Below are 21,116 nucleotides of genomic sequence, written 5' to 3' on the forward strand. Positions count from 1 at the left end.
TTACACAATTGGATGATGGACGGCAATCAATTTCGTACCATCTGGGAATGTTGCTTCGATTTCGATTTCAGTAATCATATTTGCAACGCCTTCCATTACGTCGTCTTCGTTTAGAATGGTTTTACCGTAACTCATGAGTTCAGCAACAGTCTTACCATCACGAGCACCTTCAAGTAATTCATCACTAATTAAAGCGACGGCTTCAGGATGATTTAGTTTCAAGCCGCGTGCTTTACGACGTCTTGCAACTTCTGCAGCAACAACAATCATTAATTTATCTTGTTCACGCTGAGTAAAATGCACATTTATTCCTTCTTTCCATTTTAAGATGACTTTCGTACTCTTCATGTTAGAACGGTTGAAAAGTTTTCACAAGTAATATAGTCGTACAATAAATTTAAATATTAACTTAAAATGAATTTCTACATGATTTAATTTAGCAAAAATGTTTGTCGTACTAATGAATAGTGCTAAACTTTAAGAGAAAGAAATGTAATGATTGAAGAGTAAGGTGAGTATGTGAAGTATGTAAATATCTTTTTCAAAAATATCGCACAAGTTGTGTTTATGAATAATCAGTGGTCAGGATTATTTATTCTAATCGGTCTATTTGTTGCAAAATGGGAAATTGGTTTAGCGGCAATGATAGGTAGTGTCTTGGCACTCTTCCTGGCACCGTATTTCAATTATAGTGAAGAAGAAATAAAGGACGGTTTAGCAGGTTATAATTCTGTGTTAACTGCAATTGGTTTAGCATTGTTTTTACAATCATCCGTGATTGCATGGATTGTACTGATTTTAGCAGTTATTTTAACATTGCCAGTTGGCGCTGCCATGCGTGAGTTGCTTAAACCTTTTGGCGTGCCGATGTTAACATTTCCTTTTGTGTTGATGACATGGTTAACCTTAGCAATGACGACACAATTTTCAAAGTTAAAGGTAAATGTTGATATCCTGCCCCAACAAGTGAAACATCCTGATATTAGTCATGACCATATTAGTTGGCTAAGTGGTATTACGACCAACTTTAGTGAAATCTTTCTAGTGACTTCTGTTATCGGTAGTATATTGATTATCATTGGTATCTTTATTGGTTCAGTCAAAGGTGGTATCTTTGCGATATTATCTAGTATCTTAGCAGTGGTATTTATCGTATCACTTGGTGGCGATTATCCGTCTATTACCAATGGTTTATATGGTTATAACTCTATTTTGACAGGAATTGCATTAGGTGCGACATTTAAAACGAAATTAAATACGTATGTCGCTGTTGTGACCGGTCTATTACTGACAGTTGTTATGCATGGGGCAGTGGCAACATTGCTTGCACCGGTTGGTTTACCGGTATTTACTGCACCCTTTATCTTTGCGACATGGATAGTCATGTTTGCAGGTAGAACCACAAGTGAGCAGTAAGTAAGACATACAAAGAGTCTGGGACATAATTCCTAGAGAAATAGCCAGTAAATGAGTTTTAACAAATTCATTTACTGGCTTCTTTATTTACAATACTCCGTATTGTTGGCTCGCTTTCTTAGGGGACAGCTTCAGCCTGTAGTCTTCAGCTTGTCCTGTTCCCTCAAGAGTCTCGCCAAAATACTTTGTATTTATATGTAATTTTACATTGTAATACTTTAAAAAAATAAAGCACTTTCGTATAATTTAATAAACATCACTAAACTAAATTAACGAGGTGCCTTATGTATAAAAATTATAACATGACTCAACTTACTCTACCAATGGAAACTTCAGTTCTTATCCCCACAAATGATATTTCACGACATGTAAATGATATTGTTGAAACAATTCCTGACAATGAATTCGACGAATTCAGACATCACCGTGGTGCAACTTCGTACCATCCTAAAATGATGTTAAAAGTGATTCTATATGCCTACACACAATCTGTATTCTCAGGTCGTAAAATAGAAAAAATGCTTAATGATAGCATCCGAATGATGTGGCTATCACAAAATCAAAAACCTTCTTATAAAACAATTAATCGATTTAGAGTAAATCCAAAAGTAGATGCTTTATTAGAATCTTTATTTATTCAATTTTACAGTCAGTGTATAAAACAAAATCTTATAGATGATAAAGCTATTTTTATTGATGGTACAAAAATTGAAGCAAATTCCAATCGATATACATTTGTATGGAAAAAGAGTATTCAAAACCATGAATCAAAGATGAATGAGGATTCTAAAGCCCTCTACCATGAATTGGTAACCAATAAAATCATACCGGAAATCAAAGAAGATCATGATAATGAATTAACAAAAGAAGAAATAGATTTGATTGGTAGTCATTTAGATAAAGAAATCGAAGATTTAAACCAACATATCAACAATGAAAAATGTACTAAAACAAGAAAACAAATACGTCTCAAAAGAACTAAAATCAAAAAATACAAAAAGCAAATCAATGATTATTCTGAGCGAAAGTATCGATACGAATTTCAAAAATCTATTTTAAAGGATAGAAATAGTTATTCTAAGACAGATCATGATGCGACATTTATGAGAATGAAAGAAGATCACATGAAAAATGGACAACTTAAGCCAGGGTATAATTTACAAATAGCGACAAATTCCCAATTTGTTTTATCTTATAATGTGTATCAAAATCCAACGGATACTAGAACGATGATTCCATTTTTAAATTCAATTCAAGAGACCTACGGTCATTTACCTGAATATATTGTAGCTGATGCAGGTTATGGTAGTGAATCAAATTATATGGCAATTATAGATGACTTTAATCGAACGCCACTCATAACATATGGAATGTTTATAAAAGATAAAACTAAAAAATATAAAAGTGACATCTTTAATACTCAAAATTGGGACTATGACGAAATTAATGACGAATTCATTTGTCCGAATAATAAACGGCTAGGTTTTAAAAGATATGCCTATCGTCATGATAAGTATGGTTACAAGCGAGACTTCAAATTATATGAATGTGACGATTGTTCAGAATGTCCTCTGAAAAATCAATGTATGAACTTCAATTCAAAAACAAACAAAAAAATAATGAAGAATTATAACTGGGAATATTTTAAATCCCAAATTAACAAAAAGCTTTCAGAACCAAAAACAAAAAATATCTACAGTCAAAGAAAAATTGATGTGGAACCTGTTTTTGGATTTATGAAGGCTATTTTGGGTTTCACTCGGATGTCTGTCCGAGGACTCAATAAAGTCAAAAGAGAACTTGGTTTTGTATTAATGGCACTTAATATAAGAAAAGTAGTAGCTCAACGAGCTGAAAATAATCAAAAAATTTATAAAAAAGACAATTTCTATATTATTTCAATAGAAATTGTCTTTTATTCACTTATCCAAGAACTTTATGTCCCGGACTCTTTAAATTGTTCTAATCATAATTGGGTAAGATAATATTAATAGGTTAGATAATTATAAAGAGGTGTAACATATGGAGAGACATATTTATGTTATTGGAAGCATGTCGATGGATTTAGTTGTTTCAACCGATATTGTCCCTGGAAAAGGTGAAACCGTACTTGGCAATTCATTCTTTACGACACCAGGTGGTAAAAGTGCCAATCAAGCAGTAGCAGCAGCTCGATTGGGTCAAGATGTACATATGGTAGGGCGCATTGGAAATGATACGTTTGGTGAAGACATTTTCCAAAATTTAAAAAATAATGGCGTAAACGTTGAACATGTGAAGTCAACAGCAGGACCATCAGGTACAGCGCATATTACGTTAGCTGATAATGATAATAGTATTATTGTGGTGCCTTCAGCGAATAATGAAGTGACACCCGAATATGTGAAACAAGCTTTGGAAGCTACTAAAGCGGGTGATATTGTCTTGCTTCAACAAGAAATTCCCTCTGAAACAGTTGAAGCGGCTGTGAAGTATTGTTATGAGCGTGAATTGATTTCAATCTTAAACCCAGCACCTTATAGAGACATTGCAGATGATGTGATTGAACAAGCCACATATATTACGCCAAATGAAACAGAAAGTGAGAACATGTTTGAGGGCGATGTGGACCAAGCATTGGAACGTTACCCTGATAAATTAATTGTCACGTTAGGTGAACTCGGTGCGATGTACCATGATGGTGTTGAGCAAGTCGAAATTAAAGGATTTAAGCGTGATGTTAAAGATACAACAGGTGCGGGTGATACATTTAATGGTGCATTGGCAGTGGGCTTGCAACGTGGCTACGATTTGCCAAAGGCATTGACGTTTGCTAACTTAGCGGCAAGTTATTCAGTGACAGGTATGGGGGCACAAGGTGGTATGCCGACATTAGAAGATTTAGAGGATTTAGATATATAGATAGCGAAGTTAGTGTATATAAATAATTGAGGTTCCGGCAATTGGTATTTGTCGGAACCTCGCTTATCGTTTATGTTGTTGAATTCATTATTTATCTGCTGAGTCTAATAATTTTTTCTTTAAGTCTTTACGTTCAAAGTCTAATGAATATGGATCGTTTAACCAATAAACACCTTCGTCTACTTTGAATGTATGTTTGTCTTTAACAGCTTTAGTGTTTTTCCATACGTCTTTATTTTCAAATGAAAGTTTAGCACCTTTAGCGACTGGCGTAACCACATAGTCGCCACTCATATCTGGAATTTGTTCAGCAGAAATGTCGGCTAAATCTTCTTTCTTAGTAGCACTTTCAACTTTACTTGGCATTTTTAGACCAAATGAATCGTAAAGTACTTCACTACCGTGACCATATGTTTTACCTAGGACATAGATTTTTTTGTCGAAGTCTTTGATAATTGAAACTGTGGCATCTTTACCAATTGCCTTTTTGATTTCTTTACCATCATTTTTTGTTTTTTCATCCCATTGGTCTACCCATTTTTGAGCTTTATCTTTTTTACCAATGATTTTACCTAATTCTAAGTGTTGTTCTTTGTAGTCATGTTTCATGTAATCAAAAGCAACAGTTGGTGCGATTTTTTTCAATTTCTTTAAGTTTTTATCTGTATTGTATGTGATGATTAAATCCGGTTTTTCTTTAGCGACTGCTTCAACATTTTCAGGGTCAATTTTCTTAACGCCTTTAAATTTATCTTTTAATACTGAGCTATCGTCAACATTTTTAGCAACTGCTTGGATGTTAGCATCAAGTTCTTTTAAGCCCCCAGCGTACGTAGTACCTAACACAACGATACGTTTTGGATTCTTAGGAATTTTGATTTTATCTCCAGAATCCGTTTTATACGATTTAGTCGCTTCTTTAGAATCTTTAGAAGAACTATTATCGCTATGATTACTACATGCAGCTAAGGCTAATACAAATACTAATACAGCCACAAATAACTTTTTCAAATAATCCATCTCCTTTTATATGTATAATGCAATTATATAAGAAATAATTATTCAATTAAAGGTGATAATGATGTTTTTAGATATTCATACTAAGATAGCTTTAATATTAATTTTAGCTTTTCTTTTTATCAGCACGTTTACGATGCCTGACATTTATGAATTAATGTTGAAATTAGTTATTGTTTTAGGACTAGTTGTTAATGGGGTTATACAATTTTTAAAGAAAAATAAGATATAACAATCTGATTAATCACTAAATAAATTAAATTCATGTAAAAATTCCGTTAAGTTATAGTTGATGTATTATATATAGTATAAAAATGTTATATAATAGTAAAATCAACGGCATAAAATATATTTCTTAATTTAAAGGAGCAATTGCATGACTAATAAATATTTACTTAGTGTGTTTACAGTTTTAATAGCCATTGTTTTATGTGCGTGCCAATCTACATCTCAATCAAATAATAAAGAAGCGGCATCAACGCAAAAAGATAAAAAAGAACAAGAAAATGTATATGCTAAAAAGAAAAATGATAATCAGAAAGATTGGGTTGAATATAAGGGCGACGTTGCACATGTCTTCTTCCATCCTTTAATCACTGATCCTAAAGTCGCATTCACAGGTGAACCTAATAAGGCTAAAGGTAATAATGATTGGATGATTACTGTCGATGAATTCAACCGTTCACTTGATGAGCTATATAAACATAATTACATATTGGTAGATCCGCATGATGCTTACGATTTAAATTCAAAACCAATTAAAAAGAAAACTTTAAAATTGCCAAAAGGTAAGAAACCATTAATTCTATCGATTGACGATATGAATTACTATGAATATATGAAAGGAAATGGTTATGCAGATCGTCTAGTCTTAGATAAAAACAATCACGTTGTATCTGAAACGAAAGGTAAAGATGGCAAAGTCACACAAAGTGATTCCAATGATATTGTGCCGATTTTAAATAATTTCGTGAAGAAACATCCAGACTTTTCACTTAATGGGCAAAAAGGTGTGGTCGGATTAACAGGATACAATGGTGTACTTGGATACCGCACAGACGAATTAGATAGTAAAGATTATAATAAGCGCAAAGCACAAGCCACTAAAGTCGCTAATGCGATGAAGCGTGATGGTTGGACGTTTGCGAGTCATTCATGGGGGCATATTGATTTCGCCAATAGTTCATATGAGCATATTGTTAAAGATACAGAACGCTGGCAAAAAGAAGTTACACCAATTATCGGAAAGACAGATTTATTTATCTTCCCTCATGGTGCGCAAGATAGAGGTTCAGCAGGTTATCAATATTTAGAAGATAAAGCAGGATTTAAATATTTAGCTGGTGTAGGACCTAATAACTTTACAGATATTGGCAAAGATAGTGTTTATCAAGATCGTGTTGCAATTGACGGCCTAAATTTATATGAATTTAAATATAAGTTGAAACCATTTGTAGATTTTGACAAAGTTTATAGCAAAGAAGATCGTAGCTATTTCAAAGGCGATAAAGATTATAAATAATTGGTAGATTAATAACAAACTCTGAGAAGACATCACATCCTTCTCAGAGTTTTTTAGTACTTGCTTTAAGCATTAAAAAATTGACATCGTGACCTAGGTGGTATATTTGTGAAAGAAGATAAAAATTTTTAAAATTTAAAATATAAAGAGGGATCTATATTTATGGAAATAAAAAATCTTGATCATTTAGTTTTGACTGTTTCAAATATTGACGACACAGTAGATTTTTATAGCAACGTATTGGGTATGGAAAAGATTCAATTTGGAGACAATAGAACAGCATTGAAGTTTGGAAATCAAAAGATTAATCTTCACCATGTAACGAATATCATCAAACCAAGTGCGAGTAACCCTAAACCAGGTTCGGCTGATTTGTGTTTCATTACAGAAACCCATATTGAGGAAGTGGAGGCACAGTTGAAGCAACATCGTGTGCCGATTGAGTTAGGACCCGTTAATCGAACAGGTGCTATGGGAGATATTCTGTCAATCTATGTCAGAGATTCTGATAATAATCTTATAGAAATTTCAAATTATAAACATGAATAAGATTATATGTAGTAGGTATAGTTGTAACTCGTATATGAAAGTGATATATAATTAGATACGCAATATTTTAATTATTTTAAAAAGTAGGGAATAAGATGTTTCGAAAATCAGTAAAGAGTATTGGCGTTGTAAGTTTGGCGTGCTTACTATATACAAGTACGACAATGGCTGCAGAAAAGCCGTTAGATATAGTTAACAAAGATAAAGGTGTGGAAATTAATACATCTTACCAACCGAGTGGTCTTACGGTAGCGACGCAGCAAGGTCAAATTCTGTATAATTTCCAAGGAAATAAAAAAGTAGATCCTGCTTCATTATCTAAAACGATGACCGTTTATTTAACGTTAGAAGCGGTAGAGCAAGGTAAGCTTAAATTAAATGATAAAGTAAAAATATCAGCTAAAGATGCACAAATATCTAATCTTGCTAATTTATCATCTGTACCATTAACACAAGGTGATACTTATACAATAAAAGAGCTAATTAAGCAGGCAATGTTAGCTTCTAGTAATAGTGCGGCAATTATTCTTGGTGAACAAGTGAGCGGTTCGACGTCAACTTTTACAGAAAAAATGAATCAGCAAGCAAAAGATTTTAAGATGACGAATACATCATTTATTAATCCAGCTGGTGCAGATAACGCAGCCTTAGGTAAATATGCACCTAGCAAATATCAATCACAAAGACATCCAGTAAGCACAGCAAAAGATATTAATATCTTGATGCATCACATGATCGCTAAACATCCAGAAATATTAGATATTACTAAAATGAGTCAAGATACGCAAAAAGGGAACACATTCAAAAATACGAATTTATCAGTGAAAGGTAATCCAGAATATTATAGAGGCACGGATGGCTTGAAGACTGGCACAAGCGATACAGGTTATAGTATTGCGTTGACGAATCATCGTGACCATATGCGTTTAAATGCCACAGTTATGAATGTGCAATCTTATCCAGATGATACGGCGAAAAAGAATAAAAGTATTATTGGCAATCATATGATTCAACATTATCGTCAACAATATGAATATGAAAAAGTGGTGTCTAAAGGAGACCATAAAATTGATGGCAGAACATATCATGTGAAAAAAGATTTATATGATGTTGTTCCAAAGAACAAAAAGAAATGGACATTAGCAGTTAATAACGACGGTAAAGTCTATGTTCATTATAAACGTGACTTCTTACTCGGAACGAAGTATCCTCGTGTAGCAGCAGACAAGAAATGGAAATGGTTCTAAACATTTAAAAATATAGTGCAACTGTCGATAAGCAATGACCTTGTCGACAGTTTTTTAATGGCTAGAAAAACTTTAGAGGCTGGGAGTAGGATAATAAATTTGTCCTACGCGCACTATTTCAGTTTCTTTAAATGTACCTCTCTTGCCCCACAAATCATATTAACGATTTCATTCGTTATTTTATCAATGGATTGCTGTTGGCCATGTTGAATCCAATTCGTAATCACGCTTAAAATGCCACCAGTTAAAAATTGTGCATATATCGTGACGTCTACATAAAATTGGCCGTTTTGTTTATCAAATGCGATTTGTTTTTGAACCGCTTTGTAAATTTGATCGTAAAAAATAGTATAGACTTCCCCGTAAAAATGAATCGTAATCACGCTGCGAACAATCGTTTTATTATCATAAATAAACGTTAAAATATCGTGCATCAATTTCTCAAAGAACTGTCTCGGATTATCAGGATTAATGTCTGGCAAATACAATTCTCTAAAATGGTCAATCAAAGTACCAACCACATGGTTCAATAAATCATATTTATCACTAAAATGGCGATAAAAGGTTGAGCGTCGGATATTTGCTTTCGTACATAAGTCTTGAATTGTAATATGTTCAAAGGACTTTGTTTGTAACAGTTCAGAAAATGTAGTTATTAGAGCTTGATGTGTTTTTTGGACGCGCAAATCTTGTTTGTTCAACTTAATCACTCCTCATATCGGACATTTTGACGTCATTGTCGCTTATGTTACAAACACACATAAGTGACGCACAATTCTCGCCCCTCGTCATCTTATAATACAGTCGAAGGGTAGATTAATTTCATAAAGATTACTTATAGTTTACTACTTTTCAATCTAAAAATTAAAAACTATGAAAACTTGGGAAGTGATATATATGTACTATAGTAATGGAAATTATGAAGCATTTGCACGTCCTAAAAAACCAGAAAATGTAGAACGCAAATCTGCTTATCTTATCGGATCTGGATTAGCATCGTTAGCTGCTGCATGTTTCTTGATTAGAGACGGACAAATGGATGGGTCAAAAATCCATGTGTTAGAAGAATTATCTAAACCTGGTGGAAGTTTGGACGGAGATGAACTTCCTTTAAAAGGCTATGTTGTAAGAGGCGGAAGAGAAATGGAGAATCATTTCGAATGTTTATGGGATTTATTTCGCTCCATCCCATCACTTGAAATGAAAGATGCTTCTGTATTAGATGAGTTTTATTGGTTAAATAAAGAAGATCCAAACTACTCACGATGTCGTGTTATTGAGAAAAGGGGACATCAGTTACCTACTGATGGTGACTTTACTTTAACGCAACAGGCAATTAAAGAAATCGTGCAATTATGCTTAATGAAAGAAGAGGCATTAAATGATGTGAAGATTACAGATGTCTTCTCAAATGACTTTATGCATTCGAATTTCTGGATTTATTGGAAAACGATGTTCGCATTTGAACCATGGCATTCTGCGATGGAAATGCGTCGTTATTTAATGCGATTTGTACATCATATTGGAGGATTAGCTGATTTCAGTGCCCTTAAATTCACCAAATATAATCAATATGAATCTCTCGTGCTTCCAATGATTGCATACTTAGAGTCCCACGGTGTGCAATTTGAATATGATGTGCAAGTGGTTGATATTAAAGTAGATGTCACAACGAAAGAGAAAGTTGCGCGTGAAATACAACTGAAACGTCTAGGCAAAGATGAAACCATTCATTTGACGCCTGATGATTTGGTCTTTGTTACGAATGGTAGTATTACTGAAAGTTCAACTTATGGAGATAACGATACACCGGCACCCCCTACAAAAGACATCGGTGGCAGTTGGACGTTATGGCGTAACCTTGCGAAACAAAGCCCAGAGTTTGGTTGCCCTGAGAAGTTCTATCAAAATTTACCAGACAAAAGTTGGTTTGTATCAGCGACTGCGACAACCAATAACAAGACAATCATTGAAGGAATTGAACGTATTTGTAAACGTGATCCTTTAGCAGGCAAAACCGTTACAGGTGGCATTGTTACAGTTAATGATTCTAACTGGCAAATGAGTTTTACTGTGAATCGACAACAACAATTTAAAAGCCAACCCGAAGATGAAGTAAGCGTTTGGATATATGCATTGTACTCTAACGTTAAAGGTGATTTTATCAATAAGCCGATTGTCGAATGTAGTGGAAATGAAATTTGCCAAGAATGGTTATATCATATGGGCATACTTATCAATCAAATAGAAGACCTCGCTAAAACACAATGTAATACGATTCCTGTCTATATGCCTTATATCTGTTCCTATTTTATGCCAAGAGCCGTTGGAGATAGACCACTTGTCGTGCCTAAACAATCTCGCAACATAGCCTTTATTGGTAATTTTGCAGAAACAGAAAGAGATACTGTCTTTACCACTGAATATTCGGTAAGAACTGCTATGGAAGCAGTATACCAATTGTTGGACATAGATAGAGGTGTCCCTGAAGTGGTTGCAACAGAATTTGATCTTCGCATATTGATGGAGGCCTTATACGAACTCAATGATCATAAAGATTTATTCGAACTCACCGAACAAAATAAAATACAGCAACTTGCGCTCAACGCTTTCTTGAAGAAAATTAAAGGCACCTATGTTGAAGAATTGTTGCAACAACACAAGTTACTATAAGTGTAGATAAAAATTTCACCCCCACATGACGAATTAGCATGTGGGGGTGTTTGTTTTGTTTATTTATTGACTAATATATCGCTTTAAATGTTTAGCGGTTACTGAATTTTCAATATCAAAAATACCATCGGGTTCGCCGGCATAAAGTAATTGACCGCCTTTATCACCAGCGTAAGGACCGATATCAATTAACCAATCCGCCTGAGTCATCATGGTTAAATTATGTTCAATCAAGATAACCGTATTGCCTTCTTCAATGAGATGATTAAAACAATCGATAAGAATTGGTAAATCATCCTCGTGTAACCCAGTTGTTGGCTCATCAAAGATAAAGATTTTATCAGTCACGTCTTGAGTAAGGTAACGACTTAGTTTCACACGTTGGATTTCACCACCTGAAAGGGTATCTAATGATTGTCCTAACGTCATATAATTGAGCCCCGTATCTGCCAATGCTTGAAGCGGTCGTGTAATACTTGGACTGTCGTTAAATTTCTCAATCGCCTCATCCACGGTTAATGCTAAAATGTCCGCGATAGAATAACCTTCTACTTTAGCTTCTAACACTTCTGGACGATATCGTGTACCACCACATAATTCACATACTTGGGAAAAGTCTGGCATAAACGCAAGCTCTGTTTTTAAGACCCCTTTACCATGACATTCTGGACATGCACCTTCTGAATTATAGCTGAACATACTTTTTTTAAGACCAGTATGTTGACTGAAGAAACGACGTACATCATCAAAGATATCTAAATAAGTAAGTAAATTAGAACGATTGGATGCATGAACAGGTTTTTGGTCAATAAAGATAGCTTCTTGTTCACGTTCAAATCCTGCAGTGATGAGTGAACTTTTACCAGAACCAGCAACGCCTGTAACAACTGTCATGGCATGTTTAGGTAGTTCAGTCGAGACAGTTTGTAAGTTATTACGATTGATATTAGAAATTTGGAGCATGTCTTTTGCTTTTCGTGGGCTTTTTTTAAGTTGATGTTCACGATTTAACGCTCGACCAGTACTTGTGTCCGAATTGAGTAATTCATTATACGAGCCAGTAAATGTAATTTTACCGCCATTTTTGCCTGCTAAAGGACCTAAATCAATAACATGGTCTGCAGTCTTGATAACATCTGGATCATGTTCCACGACGAGTACTGTATTGCCTTTATCTTTTAATGATTGAATAATTTCATTTATACGCTGTATATCTTCAGGATGTAGCCCAACACTTGGTTCATCGATAATATATACAAGGTCGCTTAAGGGACTATTAAGATGACGAATGAGTTTAATACGCTGTGATTCACCACCTGATAGGGAAGTCGTTTCACGCGCAAGTGTTAAATAGTTTAATCCGATATAACTTAAGGCTTCTAATTGTTGTTTAAGTGGCTCTATAATCACACGCGCCTTGTTAGATTTTATTTTTCTTAAAAAGGCTAACGCCTCATCAATTTGTAAATTTGTAAATTCAGCAATATTTAAACCATTGATTTTACAACTTAACACAGTGTCATTCAATCGTTGACCATGACAACTAGGACAATCATGCTTAGATACGACACGGTCTATGTCTTCCTTAAAACGTTTCTTTTCAAAATTATCATTGAGTAGAAATGAGCGACGAAAACGATGAATTAATCCTTCAAATTTCGCTGTTCTCGGCCAATTTGATGGTGGATTTTTTAATTTAGTCGGTTCGGTATAAAGAAAAGTATCCATCTCCTCTTTCGTGTAATCCTTTAATTTCTTATCATTATCAAATAAACCAGTGTATAAATAACGTTTACCACGCCAACTGTCCGGTCTAAATGAAGGGAACTTAATCGCATCCTCATTCAGTGATTTATCATAATCAAGTAGTTCATTTAAATCAATATCTTCGACATAACCTAAACCTGAACAAGTTTCACACATACCTTTAGGGTTATTAAATGAAAAGATATCTGAATAGCCAACAAAGGGTTCGCCAATACGTGACCATAGAAGACGTACGGATGCGTAAATATCAGAAATTGTACCTACAGTTGAACGAGAGTTACCACCAAGACGTTTCTGATTAATAATCATCGCTACTGGAAGATGTTTAATTTGGTCAACATCTGGTTTCTCATATTGTGTTAGTTGATGTTGCACATAACTTGAATACGTTTCATTTAACAATCTTTCAGATTCTGCAGCTACAGTATTGAAGACGAGGGAAGACTTCCCCGAGCCTGAACGACCTGTAAATACTGTTAATTGATGCTTTGGAATCGTTACATTTATATTTTTTAAGTTGTTCTGTTTGGCACCGATAATTTCTATATTAGCCATAAATTTCACCTCATAAATCTGGAATACATCGCAAGTTGCTCATATTAAATTATGCTTCGAGTGGTTTGATTTGAACATCAAGATTAAAGTATTCTTTTAAAATATCTTGATAGTTATCAGACGTCACATCATGTTTAACTTTGCTATCTTGTTTGCTTAGCGTAAGGTGTTGTAAAGACATCGTTGCACGCCCAAATGATTGTGGTTTTGTAATGATAAGTTGTTGTACAAAGATAGATTCTGGATTACTTGAGTTATAATCAATCATCTCTTTGAAGTCATCCATTTGTTTAGGTTGGAAACGTGCTTGATAACGTGTTGTCCATTCATCATCTTCAAGCTTTTGTACGCAGTACGCGTTATTATTTTCAGAAATAGCTCTAAATTCGCCTGTGATATCAATCACTGGATGCGTTGGATCTAGATTTGTAATGGGTAATGCTTGAAGAGGTAAATCACCGAAACCTACGTCAGCTACATAATTCACGCCATTAATAGGGACTACGAGTGACATATGTGAGCCTTCAGGGCTACGCTTACCATTAGGTTGTTCGACGGTTGCAGACATCCGATATACGGTAAATCCTTTGGCTTCAAGATAAGTACCGAAGAAATGATTCATCTCATAACAGAAACCACCACGATGTCTAATTATAAATTTATCGTATAAATCATCAATTTCTACGGAGATAGGTACGCCATTTTGGACATTGATATTTTCAAAAGGCACCGTCAACATATAGTGTTTAATGTAATAATTGAGGGCTTCAAGTGACGGTTCATGATATTTTGATGCATCAATATTCAAATAGTGTTCGATAGCTTGAATATCCATTAGATGAGGACTCCTTTGTTAAACGTGTTTATTAATCCATACCCTATAATGAAAGAATGACGCATATAGGTGTTAGGTTGCATAGAAAAAGTTCTAAACACTGGATAGCGATTTCTTCCTAGTGTTTAGAACCAATTGTATGTGTATTCATGTTTTATAAATTGAGATTTATAACTCTTGCTTGTTGAAAATGGCTAATGAAACAAAGTAAGAAGCAACTAAGCAAATTATGCCTAGTAATGCATATAAACCGATAAAGATAACATCTGTAGGGTTATTTCCTAAGTCAGAAAATGAACCTGAACGTACAATGGCAGACATAATTACACCAAAGTAAGTAATAAAGAATAAAATGAGAACGATAACAGATGTTGAAATCATGATGACATTTGAATTCTCTGGACCAAATTTAAATGTTAACGGGAACATAATAGCGTATGTGCCTGCAGCACCTATACCGACTAAACCTGAAATAAGTGTTAACATTAAATTTTGATGTATTGCCAATACTGCGATTAAACCAATGATTAATCCGATGAAAATGAGTATGCCGTAAAATGCAAAGTAGCTTTTAATATAAGCGCTACGATGTGATGGCAATGTTGAGATATAATACATCCACTTAGAATCTTTTTCACGTTTCAAGTTATCCGTCACTGGTGACAATAAGAAAATCATTGGTAAGAAACATGCCATTGCTGGATTTATAAAGGCAAATAGGAAACTTGCTACAACGGCTACAATTAAATATGTGATAAGTGACTTTTTAGATGCATAGAAACTACTTAATATAAGACCTTTCATTATTTATCACCTCTCATAATTAATTTTGTTGCGTCATCAATATTGTTAAGTGGGTGCGCGTTCGTTACGCTAGACCAATCATTGATTAAGATTTGGCGTTTGCCTTGTCTTACTCTTGAGGCAATGATGATATCTTGTGGAATGTCTAAATCATCTTGTTCATCAATTTCAACAATACCGTATTGATTTAACAATTCTTTCTTACTTTCTTGAAGTACAATTTCACCATCACGCATAAAGATCAATTGTGTGGCAAGATGTTCAATGTCTTCAGAAATGTGAGATGAAATGAGTATGCCATTACCTTCTGAAATATAGTCTTCTAACATTTCAATGACTTCTTCACGTCCAGATACGTCCATACCAGCAGTAGCCTCATCCAGAATGAGTAGCTTTGTATCATGGGCTAAAGCCATAGCTAAGGCTGCTTTCATGCGCATTCCTCTTGAGAACGTCTTAATTTGAGCATTAGTTGGTAATTCGAAGCGTTGAATCACTTCAAAGAAACGATCACTATTCCATGTTTTGAAAATATTCGCAAAAACCTTATCCATATCTTTGATTTCGAGTTTATCAGGCACACGTAAGTCATCAAATACAACGCCAATATGTTCTTTGTATGCATGATCTTTATCAGAGACAACTTGATCAAAAAATGAAATCTCACCAGAATCTTTAAAACGGTTACCTACTAAAGTGTTAATCAATGTTGATTTGCCTGAACCATTCTTACCAATTAAACCAATCACTTCGCCAGGTTGAAGTGTTAAAGAAATATCTTTCAAATGGAAATTCGATTTCTTATACGACTTGTTGAGATGTTGCACTTGCAAAAGATGTTCCATAATAATCCTCTCTTTCTGTTGATTAGGTTTTGGATTTAATTCAAATAAAGATTAGTTACTTTTATCATAATATAGATTAATTAATAAATAACTATGATTTGTAAAATTTACGTACTTTTAACATATAACCTAGGCTGTTGTATGCGAAAATAATGATTAAGAATAATATGCCAAGTGTTTGATTTGAGCCAGTATCAATTGAAAAAAGACCTAAAAATATAATTGCTAACATGAGTAGTGATAGATTTACTACGTAGTTTTTATACATACTTACTAGATTGATATGACGCTCACCTTCATCCAAAATGGCTAAAGTTTTTTCGGTATAATTTTTTTCTCCTATTTTAGGATAGCGTGAATCGAAATGACGATTAAAAAAGCCCATCATTATTGAAGGCATGATGGTCAACATAATAGGGATGATCGCGTACGATACATCATATGTTGAACCATGGCCGAATACGATTAATAAAAGCGCAATAAAGCTTATAATCATCTGAATATATATGATGATACTAGATTTATTAAAGTTTAAATAGGATTTCTTTTCGTATAAATCGGCATCATCATCTTCAATTGAATTCAAACTTTGTGATTTAAATTTAAGCGCATCTTTTTGAACTTTCCATAAATAAAATGTAAGACTAATGATAAGTAGTGATGAAATGATACAAATAATTAACCCAATATGGCTATGCGCAAAATTAACATTTGATAGAAACGTACTAATACGTCCCATTGAAGAACCTACAATACCACCAATAATTCCACCGAGTACAAGTAAAAGTAAATAGCGCTTTACTTTCATAAATCTCCCTCCTCAAATATAAAGACATTTTCAACTGGTTCATTGAATATACGCGCAATTTTAACGGCTGTTAAAATGGACGGCATAAAATCATTCCGTTCAATCAAAGAAACTGTTTGCCGTGAGATACCGGCTTTCTTAGCGAGTTGTGTTTGATTGAAGCCATCGCGAGCACGCAATTCTTTAAGACGATTTCGCAATATTCATCAACTCCTTGACTATTACGTTACATTATCTTTGTCATTTTGACAACTATATTAGTCAAAAAGACCTATATTTTTGTCAAAATATGCATAAAAGTAGCCTTCGGGTTGTCTGAAGTTAGACATCCTGGAGGCTTGTTTTACCGTACTTTGCGATTTGATAGGACCCATTGATTTAGATCGTTAAGATGATATTTTGTGACGATGGTTTGATTCACTTCATCCAATGTAATTGAAGATAAAGTGGAGATAAGTGTATGTTCAATTGTATTTAAAGCATGACTAACTACACATATTTCTGCTTTTTGGCCTTCTTTTTCACCTAAGAAAGGTTTCAATAATTGCTGACTTGCAAAAATTATGTCGCGCCCTTCTATTGCTAGAAAAACATCATAAAACGTGATTTGATTTAAAGGTTTGCTTAATGAGAAACCACCATGCTTGCCTGTAGTAGAATTGACTAGTCCTTCTTTAACAAGTGCTTTAATAATCTTCTTTAAATAAGAATCAGAAACATTTAAACGATCACTTAAAGCAGTAGAGGTCATCACGCTATGTTTGGGTAGTAGATTCAGCATTAATAGAACATAGACGGCTTGTTCCCATCCTTTAGATAATTTCATAACAGTCCTCCAATGATAGACGTTTCTTTCATTATAAAATATAATATAAAATTTTTATATATTATGATTGAAAAATAGAAAGGGTGCATTATAATACTATTTAAAGACAACGAATATCTTAATTATCTTTAATAAATGACTTGGAGATGACATCTATGAATTTACATCAACGTTCGCATTTATACTTCTATATATGTATTATTTTAACGACCCTATGTATGGGCTCTTCTTTTCCAACTGGGAAGTACCTCATCTCAATTGAACACGTGCCACCTATGTTACTAGGTGGATGGCGTTTTACCATCGCAGGATGCATTATCTTATTGGTCTTACTTATGAAAAGGGGAATTAAAAACGTATTGCCTTCAATTGATCATAATAGTTATAAAGGCTTTATATTTGTCGCTACAATCGGTTTATTACAAACGGCTGGAACAATGGGATTGTTAAATATAGCAATGTCATTGGGTGTATCCTCTTCAATGTCTGCTGTTTTACTGTTTACCAATCCATTATGGTTAGCTGTTCTTGCGCATTTCATACTGAAAGAGCGATTAACAATGATTAAAATAGTTGCACTCGTGATTGGTGTGATTGGGGTTACGATATGTCTAGGGTTAGACCGTACTTTGTTAGGGTGGGGTGCGTGTGTCGCATTACTTGGTTCACTATGTTGGTCATGTAATACTGTCGTGACTAAGCAATTTAAATTTGATAAAGGTGCATGGGTATTAACGGGATGGCAGCTATTATTTGGTGGCATCATCATGTTCTTGATTAGCCAATTGTTAGGAGAGCACTATCACATTGAACAATTGAATGGTTGGGGATGGTTATGGTTTTGGTGGCTTGTGTTTCCTGCGTCTATTGGATCATTTGGATTATGGTTTAGCAGTTTAAATTTAAGAGGTGCTACGATTTCGAGCAGTTTTCTATTTTTAGTGCCCTTATTTTCGACCATTTTCTCTGTGATTGGATTAGGTGAACCCTTCACATTACACATTATGATAGGTGGCTTGTGTGTTGTGATCGCATTGATTGTGATTAATTATTCACCACATCACTTAAGAAATTAAGGTATTAAATGTTTGAAAAATCGTATCATCGCACTACATAATTCTGGGATAAAGTTGATTACGACTTCCCAGAATGTATTTTTTGTCTTCTCTTTTTTATATTCAGGCACCGAATCACTCCTTTTGTAATAAGATTAACATAGTCATTTTTTGATTGAAAATGACACGTAGATAGAATAGTTTTCGGGAAAGTTTAATGCGTCTATTACAAAATATAATTTTATAAGACTTTCTTCATACTTAAAATTGTCTTAATTTTAATACAATGAAAATATATGAAAACTTGCGAATACTGACTTAAGAAAAATAAAAAAATTTGAACAAACCTCTTCACATGGTATCTAATTTTTTGTAATATAGCACTCGTATTATTTTTGAGAGCGACTAAAAAGGAGGTAGCAATGATGAAAGGTAACAGAATGATGTTCTTCATATTCATGTTAGGTACATTTACAGTCGGTATGGCAGAATATGTGGTGACAGGATTATTAACTCAAATCGCAAGTGATATGAAAGTTTCAATTTCAAGTGCAGGATTATTAATTAGTGTGTATGCCGTGAGTGTTGCGTTAATTGGACCATTCATGCGTATATTTACAATGAATGTACGTGCCAAACGCTTATTACCTATTTTAGTTGCCATTTTTATCGGTAGCAATGTGATAGGTATGTTGGCACCTAATTTTCAAGTATTACTGTTATCTAGATTGTTGTCAGCGTCAATGCATGCACCGTTCTTTGGCGTGTGTATGAGTGTCGCTGCAGCTGTTGCACCTCGTGGTAGACAACCACAAGCCATTGCACTCGTTCAAGCAGGCTTAACCATTGCGGTTATGATTGGTGTACCATTTGGTTCATTCTTGGGTGGATTTGCAAACTGGAGAGTCGTCTTTGGCGTTATGATTGGTTTAGCTGTGATTACGATGCTAGGTATGTTGAAATTTGTGCCAGATGTATCTTTAAGCACAGAATCAAATGTAAAAAATGAAATGAAAGTATTTAAAAACCCACACATTTTAATTGTAATGTCTATTATCGTCTTTGGATATTCAGGTGTATTCACAACATACACGTTTATGGAGCCAATGATTCATGACTTTGCACCTTTTAAAATAGTAGGGTTAACCATTTGTCTATTTATGTTTGGTTTAGGTGGTGTGTTAGGTAACTTAATTACAGGAAATGTGCCAGAACCTAAACTAACTAAATATCTATTCTATACGTTTTTATTACTATTTTTAACCATCGTACTATTTGTCACTTTCGTGCATAATGCAATTTTAGCAATTATAATTTGTTTCTTATTCGGATTTGGTACATTTGGTACGACACCATTATTAAATAGTAAGATTATATTAAGTGCCAAAGAAGCACCATTACTTGCGAGCACACTAGCTGCGTCTATTTTTAATGTAGCTAACTTCTTAGGCGCAATTATTGGTTCAATATTACTATCAGTCGGATTACCTTATTTAATGATTACCTTTGTATCAGGTGGCATTATTATTCTAGGTATTTTAATTAATACAGTTAATTATTTTTATGAAAAGAAACATATCCAATTTGAAGCATGAAAGTTGAGTTGAAGAAACACCTCTAATGTCAGTAGGTCATTTTACTGATGTTAGAGGTGTTTGATTATATTTAATCAGATTCGAATTTTAACGTTGGTTCGTACATCTCATGATTGAAGTGGCGTTTAGAAAATTGACGTAAATCATTAATAAATGTATTTATATTACGGTCTAATTTTTCTTTAGTTTTAACAATGATAATACGTTTTTCTTCCGAGTTGGTTTCATACTTATCATCATAGATTCTCGCAGCTACTGAGAACTTAGAAATATAATGCTCCAAAGACTCATAGCAATTTAATAAATCACGAATAGGTTTATTTGAGTCTTCTTCATGGTGACTCATAGTACCCAATAATTCTTGAATTTGATCATCTAATTTTACAAAAAGTTCCTCCACGTCATCACACTTCTCTAACGTATGGGGTTTGTTAATTAAAGCATTAGTTTCACTTAAATGAATTTTACTTATTTTAGATGCTTTGTATGCAGTTAAATCAATCATACTCAAAATGTCATTTTTATAATCTTCACGTTTTTCTTCTTTCTCTTTAGTGATTTGATATTTAATCCCCCAAAATGTACCAATTAGCGCAAAGATACCTCCGACAATGGCTGCTAAAAATTCACTCATAATAATAAACTCCTTTTTCGATGAGAATATTTACACTTATAATTGTACATTATTTCAACGCTATAAG

General features: G+C 34.0%; 20 protein-coding genes. 9 read left to right on the top strand and 11 right to left on the bottom strand.

What is annotated here, in order from left to right:
- On the bottom strand, positions 1–303 hold the full coding sequence (locus tag HYI43_01305; GenBank protein ID UDI79246.1) for an urease subunit gamma: 303 nt from the start codon (positions 301–303) through the stop codon (positions 1–3).
- A gap of 216 nt (positions 304–519) precedes the next feature.
- Here HYI43_01305 and yut point away from each other — a divergent pair, with 216 nt between their 5' ends.
- The 3 genes from yut to rbsK all read left to right on the top strand — a co-directional run bounded on the left by yut (position 520) and on the right by rbsK (position 4,317).
- Complete coding sequence (gene yut, locus HYI43_01310) at positions 520–1,416, top strand: urea transporter (GenBank protein UDI77253.1); 897 nt, start codon at positions 520–522, stop codon at positions 1,414–1,416.
- Positions 1,417–1,700: 284 nt separating this feature from the next.
- Entirely contained in the window at positions 1,701–3,401 is a 1,701-nt protein-coding gene (locus HYI43_01315; protein UDI77254.1) for an IS1182 family transposase, read from the top strand.
- A 37-nt stretch (positions 3,402–3,438) separates the two neighbouring features.
- Complete coding sequence (gene rbsK / locus HYI43_01320) at positions 3,439–4,317, top strand: ribokinase (GenBank protein ID UDI77255.1); 879 nt, start codon at positions 3,439–3,441, stop codon at positions 4,315–4,317.
- Positions 4,318–4,404: 87 nt separating this feature from the next.
- Here the strand turns inward: rbsK and HYI43_01325 are convergent, their stop codons facing one another.
- Positions 4,405–5,328 carry an ABC transporter substrate-binding protein gene (locus HYI43_01325; protein ID UDI77256.1) on the bottom strand — a complete coding sequence of 308 codons (924 nt, stop codon included), beginning with the start codon at positions 5,326–5,328 and terminating at the stop codon, positions 4,405–4,407.
- Positions 5,329–5,710: 382 nt separating this feature from the next.
- Between HYI43_01325 and HYI43_01330 the strand changes: the two genes are divergently transcribed.
- The 3 genes from HYI43_01330 (at position 5,711) to HYI43_01340 (ending at position 8,652) form a co-directional block, all read left to right on the top strand.
- The gene (locus HYI43_01330) at positions 5,711–6,856 is read left to right on the top strand and encodes a polysaccharide deacetylase family protein (protein ID UDI77257.1); all 1,146 of its coding nucleotides are present in this window, start codon (positions 5,711–5,713) and stop codon (positions 6,854–6,856) included.
- Between the two features lie 162 nt (positions 6,857–7,018).
- Complete coding sequence (locus HYI43_01335) at positions 7,019–7,405, top strand: VOC family protein (protein ID UDI77258.1); 387 nt, start codon at positions 7,019–7,021, stop codon at positions 7,403–7,405.
- A gap of 95 nt (positions 7,406–7,500) precedes the next feature.
- Positions 7,501–8,652 (top strand): DUF1958 domain-containing protein, encoded by a 1,152-nt coding sequence (locus HYI43_01340; protein ID UDI77259.1) that lies wholly within the window; start codon positions 7,501–7,503, stop codon positions 8,650–8,652.
- Between the two features lie 113 nt (positions 8,653–8,765).
- On the opposite strand, the gene HYI43_01345 is transcribed toward HYI43_01340, so the two are convergent.
- Entirely contained in the window at positions 8,766–9,353 is a 588-nt protein-coding gene (locus HYI43_01345; protein ID UDI77260.1) for a TetR/AcrR family transcriptional regulator, read from the bottom strand.
- Positions 9,354–9,549: 196 nt separating this feature from the next.
- Here HYI43_01345 and HYI43_01350 point away from each other — a divergent pair, with 196 nt between their 5' ends.
- Positions 9,550–11,325 carry an oleate hydratase gene (locus HYI43_01350; GenBank protein ID UDI77261.1) on the top strand — a complete coding sequence of 592 codons (1,776 nt, stop codon included), beginning with the start codon at positions 9,550–9,552 and terminating at the stop codon, positions 11,323–11,325.
- A gap of 63 nt (positions 11,326–11,388) precedes the next feature.
- Here the strand turns inward: HYI43_01350 and HYI43_01355 are convergent, their stop codons facing one another.
- From HYI43_01355 to HYI43_01385, 7 genes are all read right to left on the bottom strand, one after another.
- On the bottom strand, positions 11,389–13,647 hold the full coding sequence (locus HYI43_01355) for an excinuclease ABC subunit UvrA (GenBank protein ID UDI77262.1): 2,259 nt from the start codon (positions 13,645–13,647) through the stop codon (positions 11,389–11,391).
- Between the two features lie 49 nt (positions 13,648–13,696).
- A complete protein-coding gene (locus HYI43_01360) occupies positions 13,697–14,482 on the bottom strand; it encodes an arylamine N-acetyltransferase (GenBank protein UDI77263.1) in 786 nt (261 codons plus the stop codon).
- Between the two features lie 168 nt (positions 14,483–14,650).
- Positions 14,651–15,286, bottom strand: a complete 636-nt coding sequence (locus tag HYI43_01365) for an ABC-2 transporter permease (protein ID UDI77264.1) — start codon at positions 15,284–15,286, stop codon at positions 14,651–14,653.
- The gene (locus HYI43_01370) at positions 15,286–16,131 is read right to left on the bottom strand and encodes an ABC transporter ATP-binding protein (protein ID UDI77265.1); all 846 of its coding nucleotides are present in this window, start codon (positions 16,129–16,131) and stop codon (positions 15,286–15,288) included. The genes HYI43_01365 and HYI43_01370 overlap by 1 nt, the downstream gene beginning before the upstream one ends.
- A 91-nt stretch (positions 16,132–16,222) precedes the next feature.
- Positions 16,223–16,939 carry a DUF3169 family protein gene (locus HYI43_01375; protein UDI77266.1) on the bottom strand — a complete coding sequence of 239 codons (717 nt, stop codon included), beginning with the start codon at positions 16,937–16,939 and terminating at the stop codon, positions 16,223–16,225.
- Entirely contained in the window at positions 16,936–17,139 is a 204-nt protein-coding gene (locus HYI43_01380) for a helix-turn-helix transcriptional regulator (GenBank protein UDI77267.1), read from the bottom strand. The genes HYI43_01375 and HYI43_01380 overlap by 4 nt, the downstream gene beginning before the upstream one ends.
- Positions 17,140–17,282: 143 nt before the next feature.
- Positions 17,283–17,765 carry an Rrf2 family transcriptional regulator gene (locus HYI43_01385; protein ID UDI77268.1) on the bottom strand — a complete coding sequence of 161 codons (483 nt, stop codon included), beginning with the start codon at positions 17,763–17,765 and terminating at the stop codon, positions 17,283–17,285.
- Positions 17,766–17,920: 155 nt separating this feature from the next.
- On the opposite strand from HYI43_01385, the gene HYI43_01390 reads away from it, so the two are divergent.
- Together HYI43_01390 and HYI43_01395 are read left to right on the top strand one after the other, a co-directional pair.
- The gene (locus HYI43_01390; GenBank protein ID UDI77269.1) at positions 17,921–18,841 is read left to right on the top strand and encodes an EamA family transporter; all 921 of its coding nucleotides are present in this window, start codon (positions 17,921–17,923) and stop codon (positions 18,839–18,841) included.
- A 404-nt stretch (positions 18,842–19,245) separates the two neighbouring features.
- Positions 19,246–20,415 (top strand): MFS transporter, encoded by a 1,170-nt coding sequence (locus tag HYI43_01395; GenBank protein UDI77270.1) that lies wholly within the window; start codon positions 19,246–19,248, stop codon positions 20,413–20,415.
- 70 nt (positions 20,416–20,485) lie between these two features.
- Here the strand turns inward: HYI43_01395 and HYI43_01400 are convergent, their stop codons facing one another.
- Positions 20,486–21,049 (bottom strand): hypothetical protein, encoded by a 564-nt coding sequence (locus HYI43_01400; GenBank protein ID UDI77271.1) that lies wholly within the window; start codon positions 21,047–21,049, stop codon positions 20,486–20,488.
- Positions 21,050–21,116: the final 67 nt, after the last annotated feature.

The organism is Staphylococcus taiwanensis (assembly GCA_020544305.1).
GTDB classification, from domain to species: domain Bacteria; phylum Bacillota; class Bacilli; order Staphylococcales; family Staphylococcaceae; genus Staphylococcus; species Staphylococcus taiwanensis.

Excerpts from the sequence above, each read along its gene's own strand:
- HYI43_01315 (UDI77254.1), top strand. The coding sequence starts at position 1,701 with ATGTATAAAAATTATAACATGACTCAACTTACTCTACCAATGGAAACT.
- rbsK (UDI77255.1), top strand. The coding sequence starts at position 3,439 with ATGGAGAGACATATTTATGTTATTGGAAGCATGTCGATGGATTTAGTT.
- HYI43_01330 (UDI77257.1), top strand. The coding sequence starts at position 5,711 with ATGACTAATAAATATTTACTTAGTGTGTTTACAGTTTTAATAGCCATT.
- HYI43_01335 (UDI77258.1), top strand. The coding sequence starts at position 7,019 with ATGGAAATAAAAAATCTTGATCATTTAGTTTTGACTGTTTCAAATATT.
- HYI43_01340 (UDI77259.1), top strand. The coding sequence starts at position 7,501 with ATGTTTCGAAAATCAGTAAAGAGTATTGGCGTTGTAAGTTTGGCGTGC.
- HYI43_01350 (UDI77261.1), top strand. The coding sequence starts at position 9,550 with ATGTACTATAGTAATGGAAATTATGAAGCATTTGCACGTCCTAAAAAA.
- HYI43_01355 (UDI77262.1), bottom strand. The coding sequence starts at position 13,647 with ATGGCTAATATAGAAATTATCGGTGCCAAACAGAACAACTTAAAAAAT.
- HYI43_01360 (UDI77263.1), bottom strand. The coding sequence starts at position 14,482 with ATGGATATTCAAGCTATCGAACACTATTTGAATATTGATGCATCAAAA.
- HYI43_01365 (UDI77264.1), bottom strand. The coding sequence starts at position 15,286 with ATGAAAGGTCTTATATTAAGTAGTTTCTATGCATCTAAAAAGTCACTT.
- HYI43_01370 (UDI77265.1), bottom strand. The coding sequence starts at position 16,131 with ATGGAACATCTTTTGCAAGTGCAACATCTCAACAAGTCGTATAAGAAA.
- HYI43_01375 (UDI77266.1), bottom strand. The coding sequence starts at position 16,939 with ATGAAAGTAAAGCGCTATTTACTTTTACTTGTACTCGGTGGAATTATT.
- HYI43_01385 (UDI77268.1), bottom strand. The coding sequence starts at position 17,765 with ATGAAATTATCTAAAGGATGGGAACAAGCCGTCTATGTTCTATTAATG.
- HYI43_01390 (UDI77269.1), top strand. The coding sequence starts at position 17,921 with ATGAATTTACATCAACGTTCGCATTTATACTTCTATATATGTATTATT.
- HYI43_01395 (UDI77270.1), top strand. The coding sequence starts at position 19,246 with ATGAAAGGTAACAGAATGATGTTCTTCATATTCATGTTAGGTACATTT.
- HYI43_01400 (UDI77271.1), bottom strand. The coding sequence starts at position 21,049 with ATGAGTGAATTTTTAGCAGCCATTGTCGGAGGTATCTTTGCGCTAATT.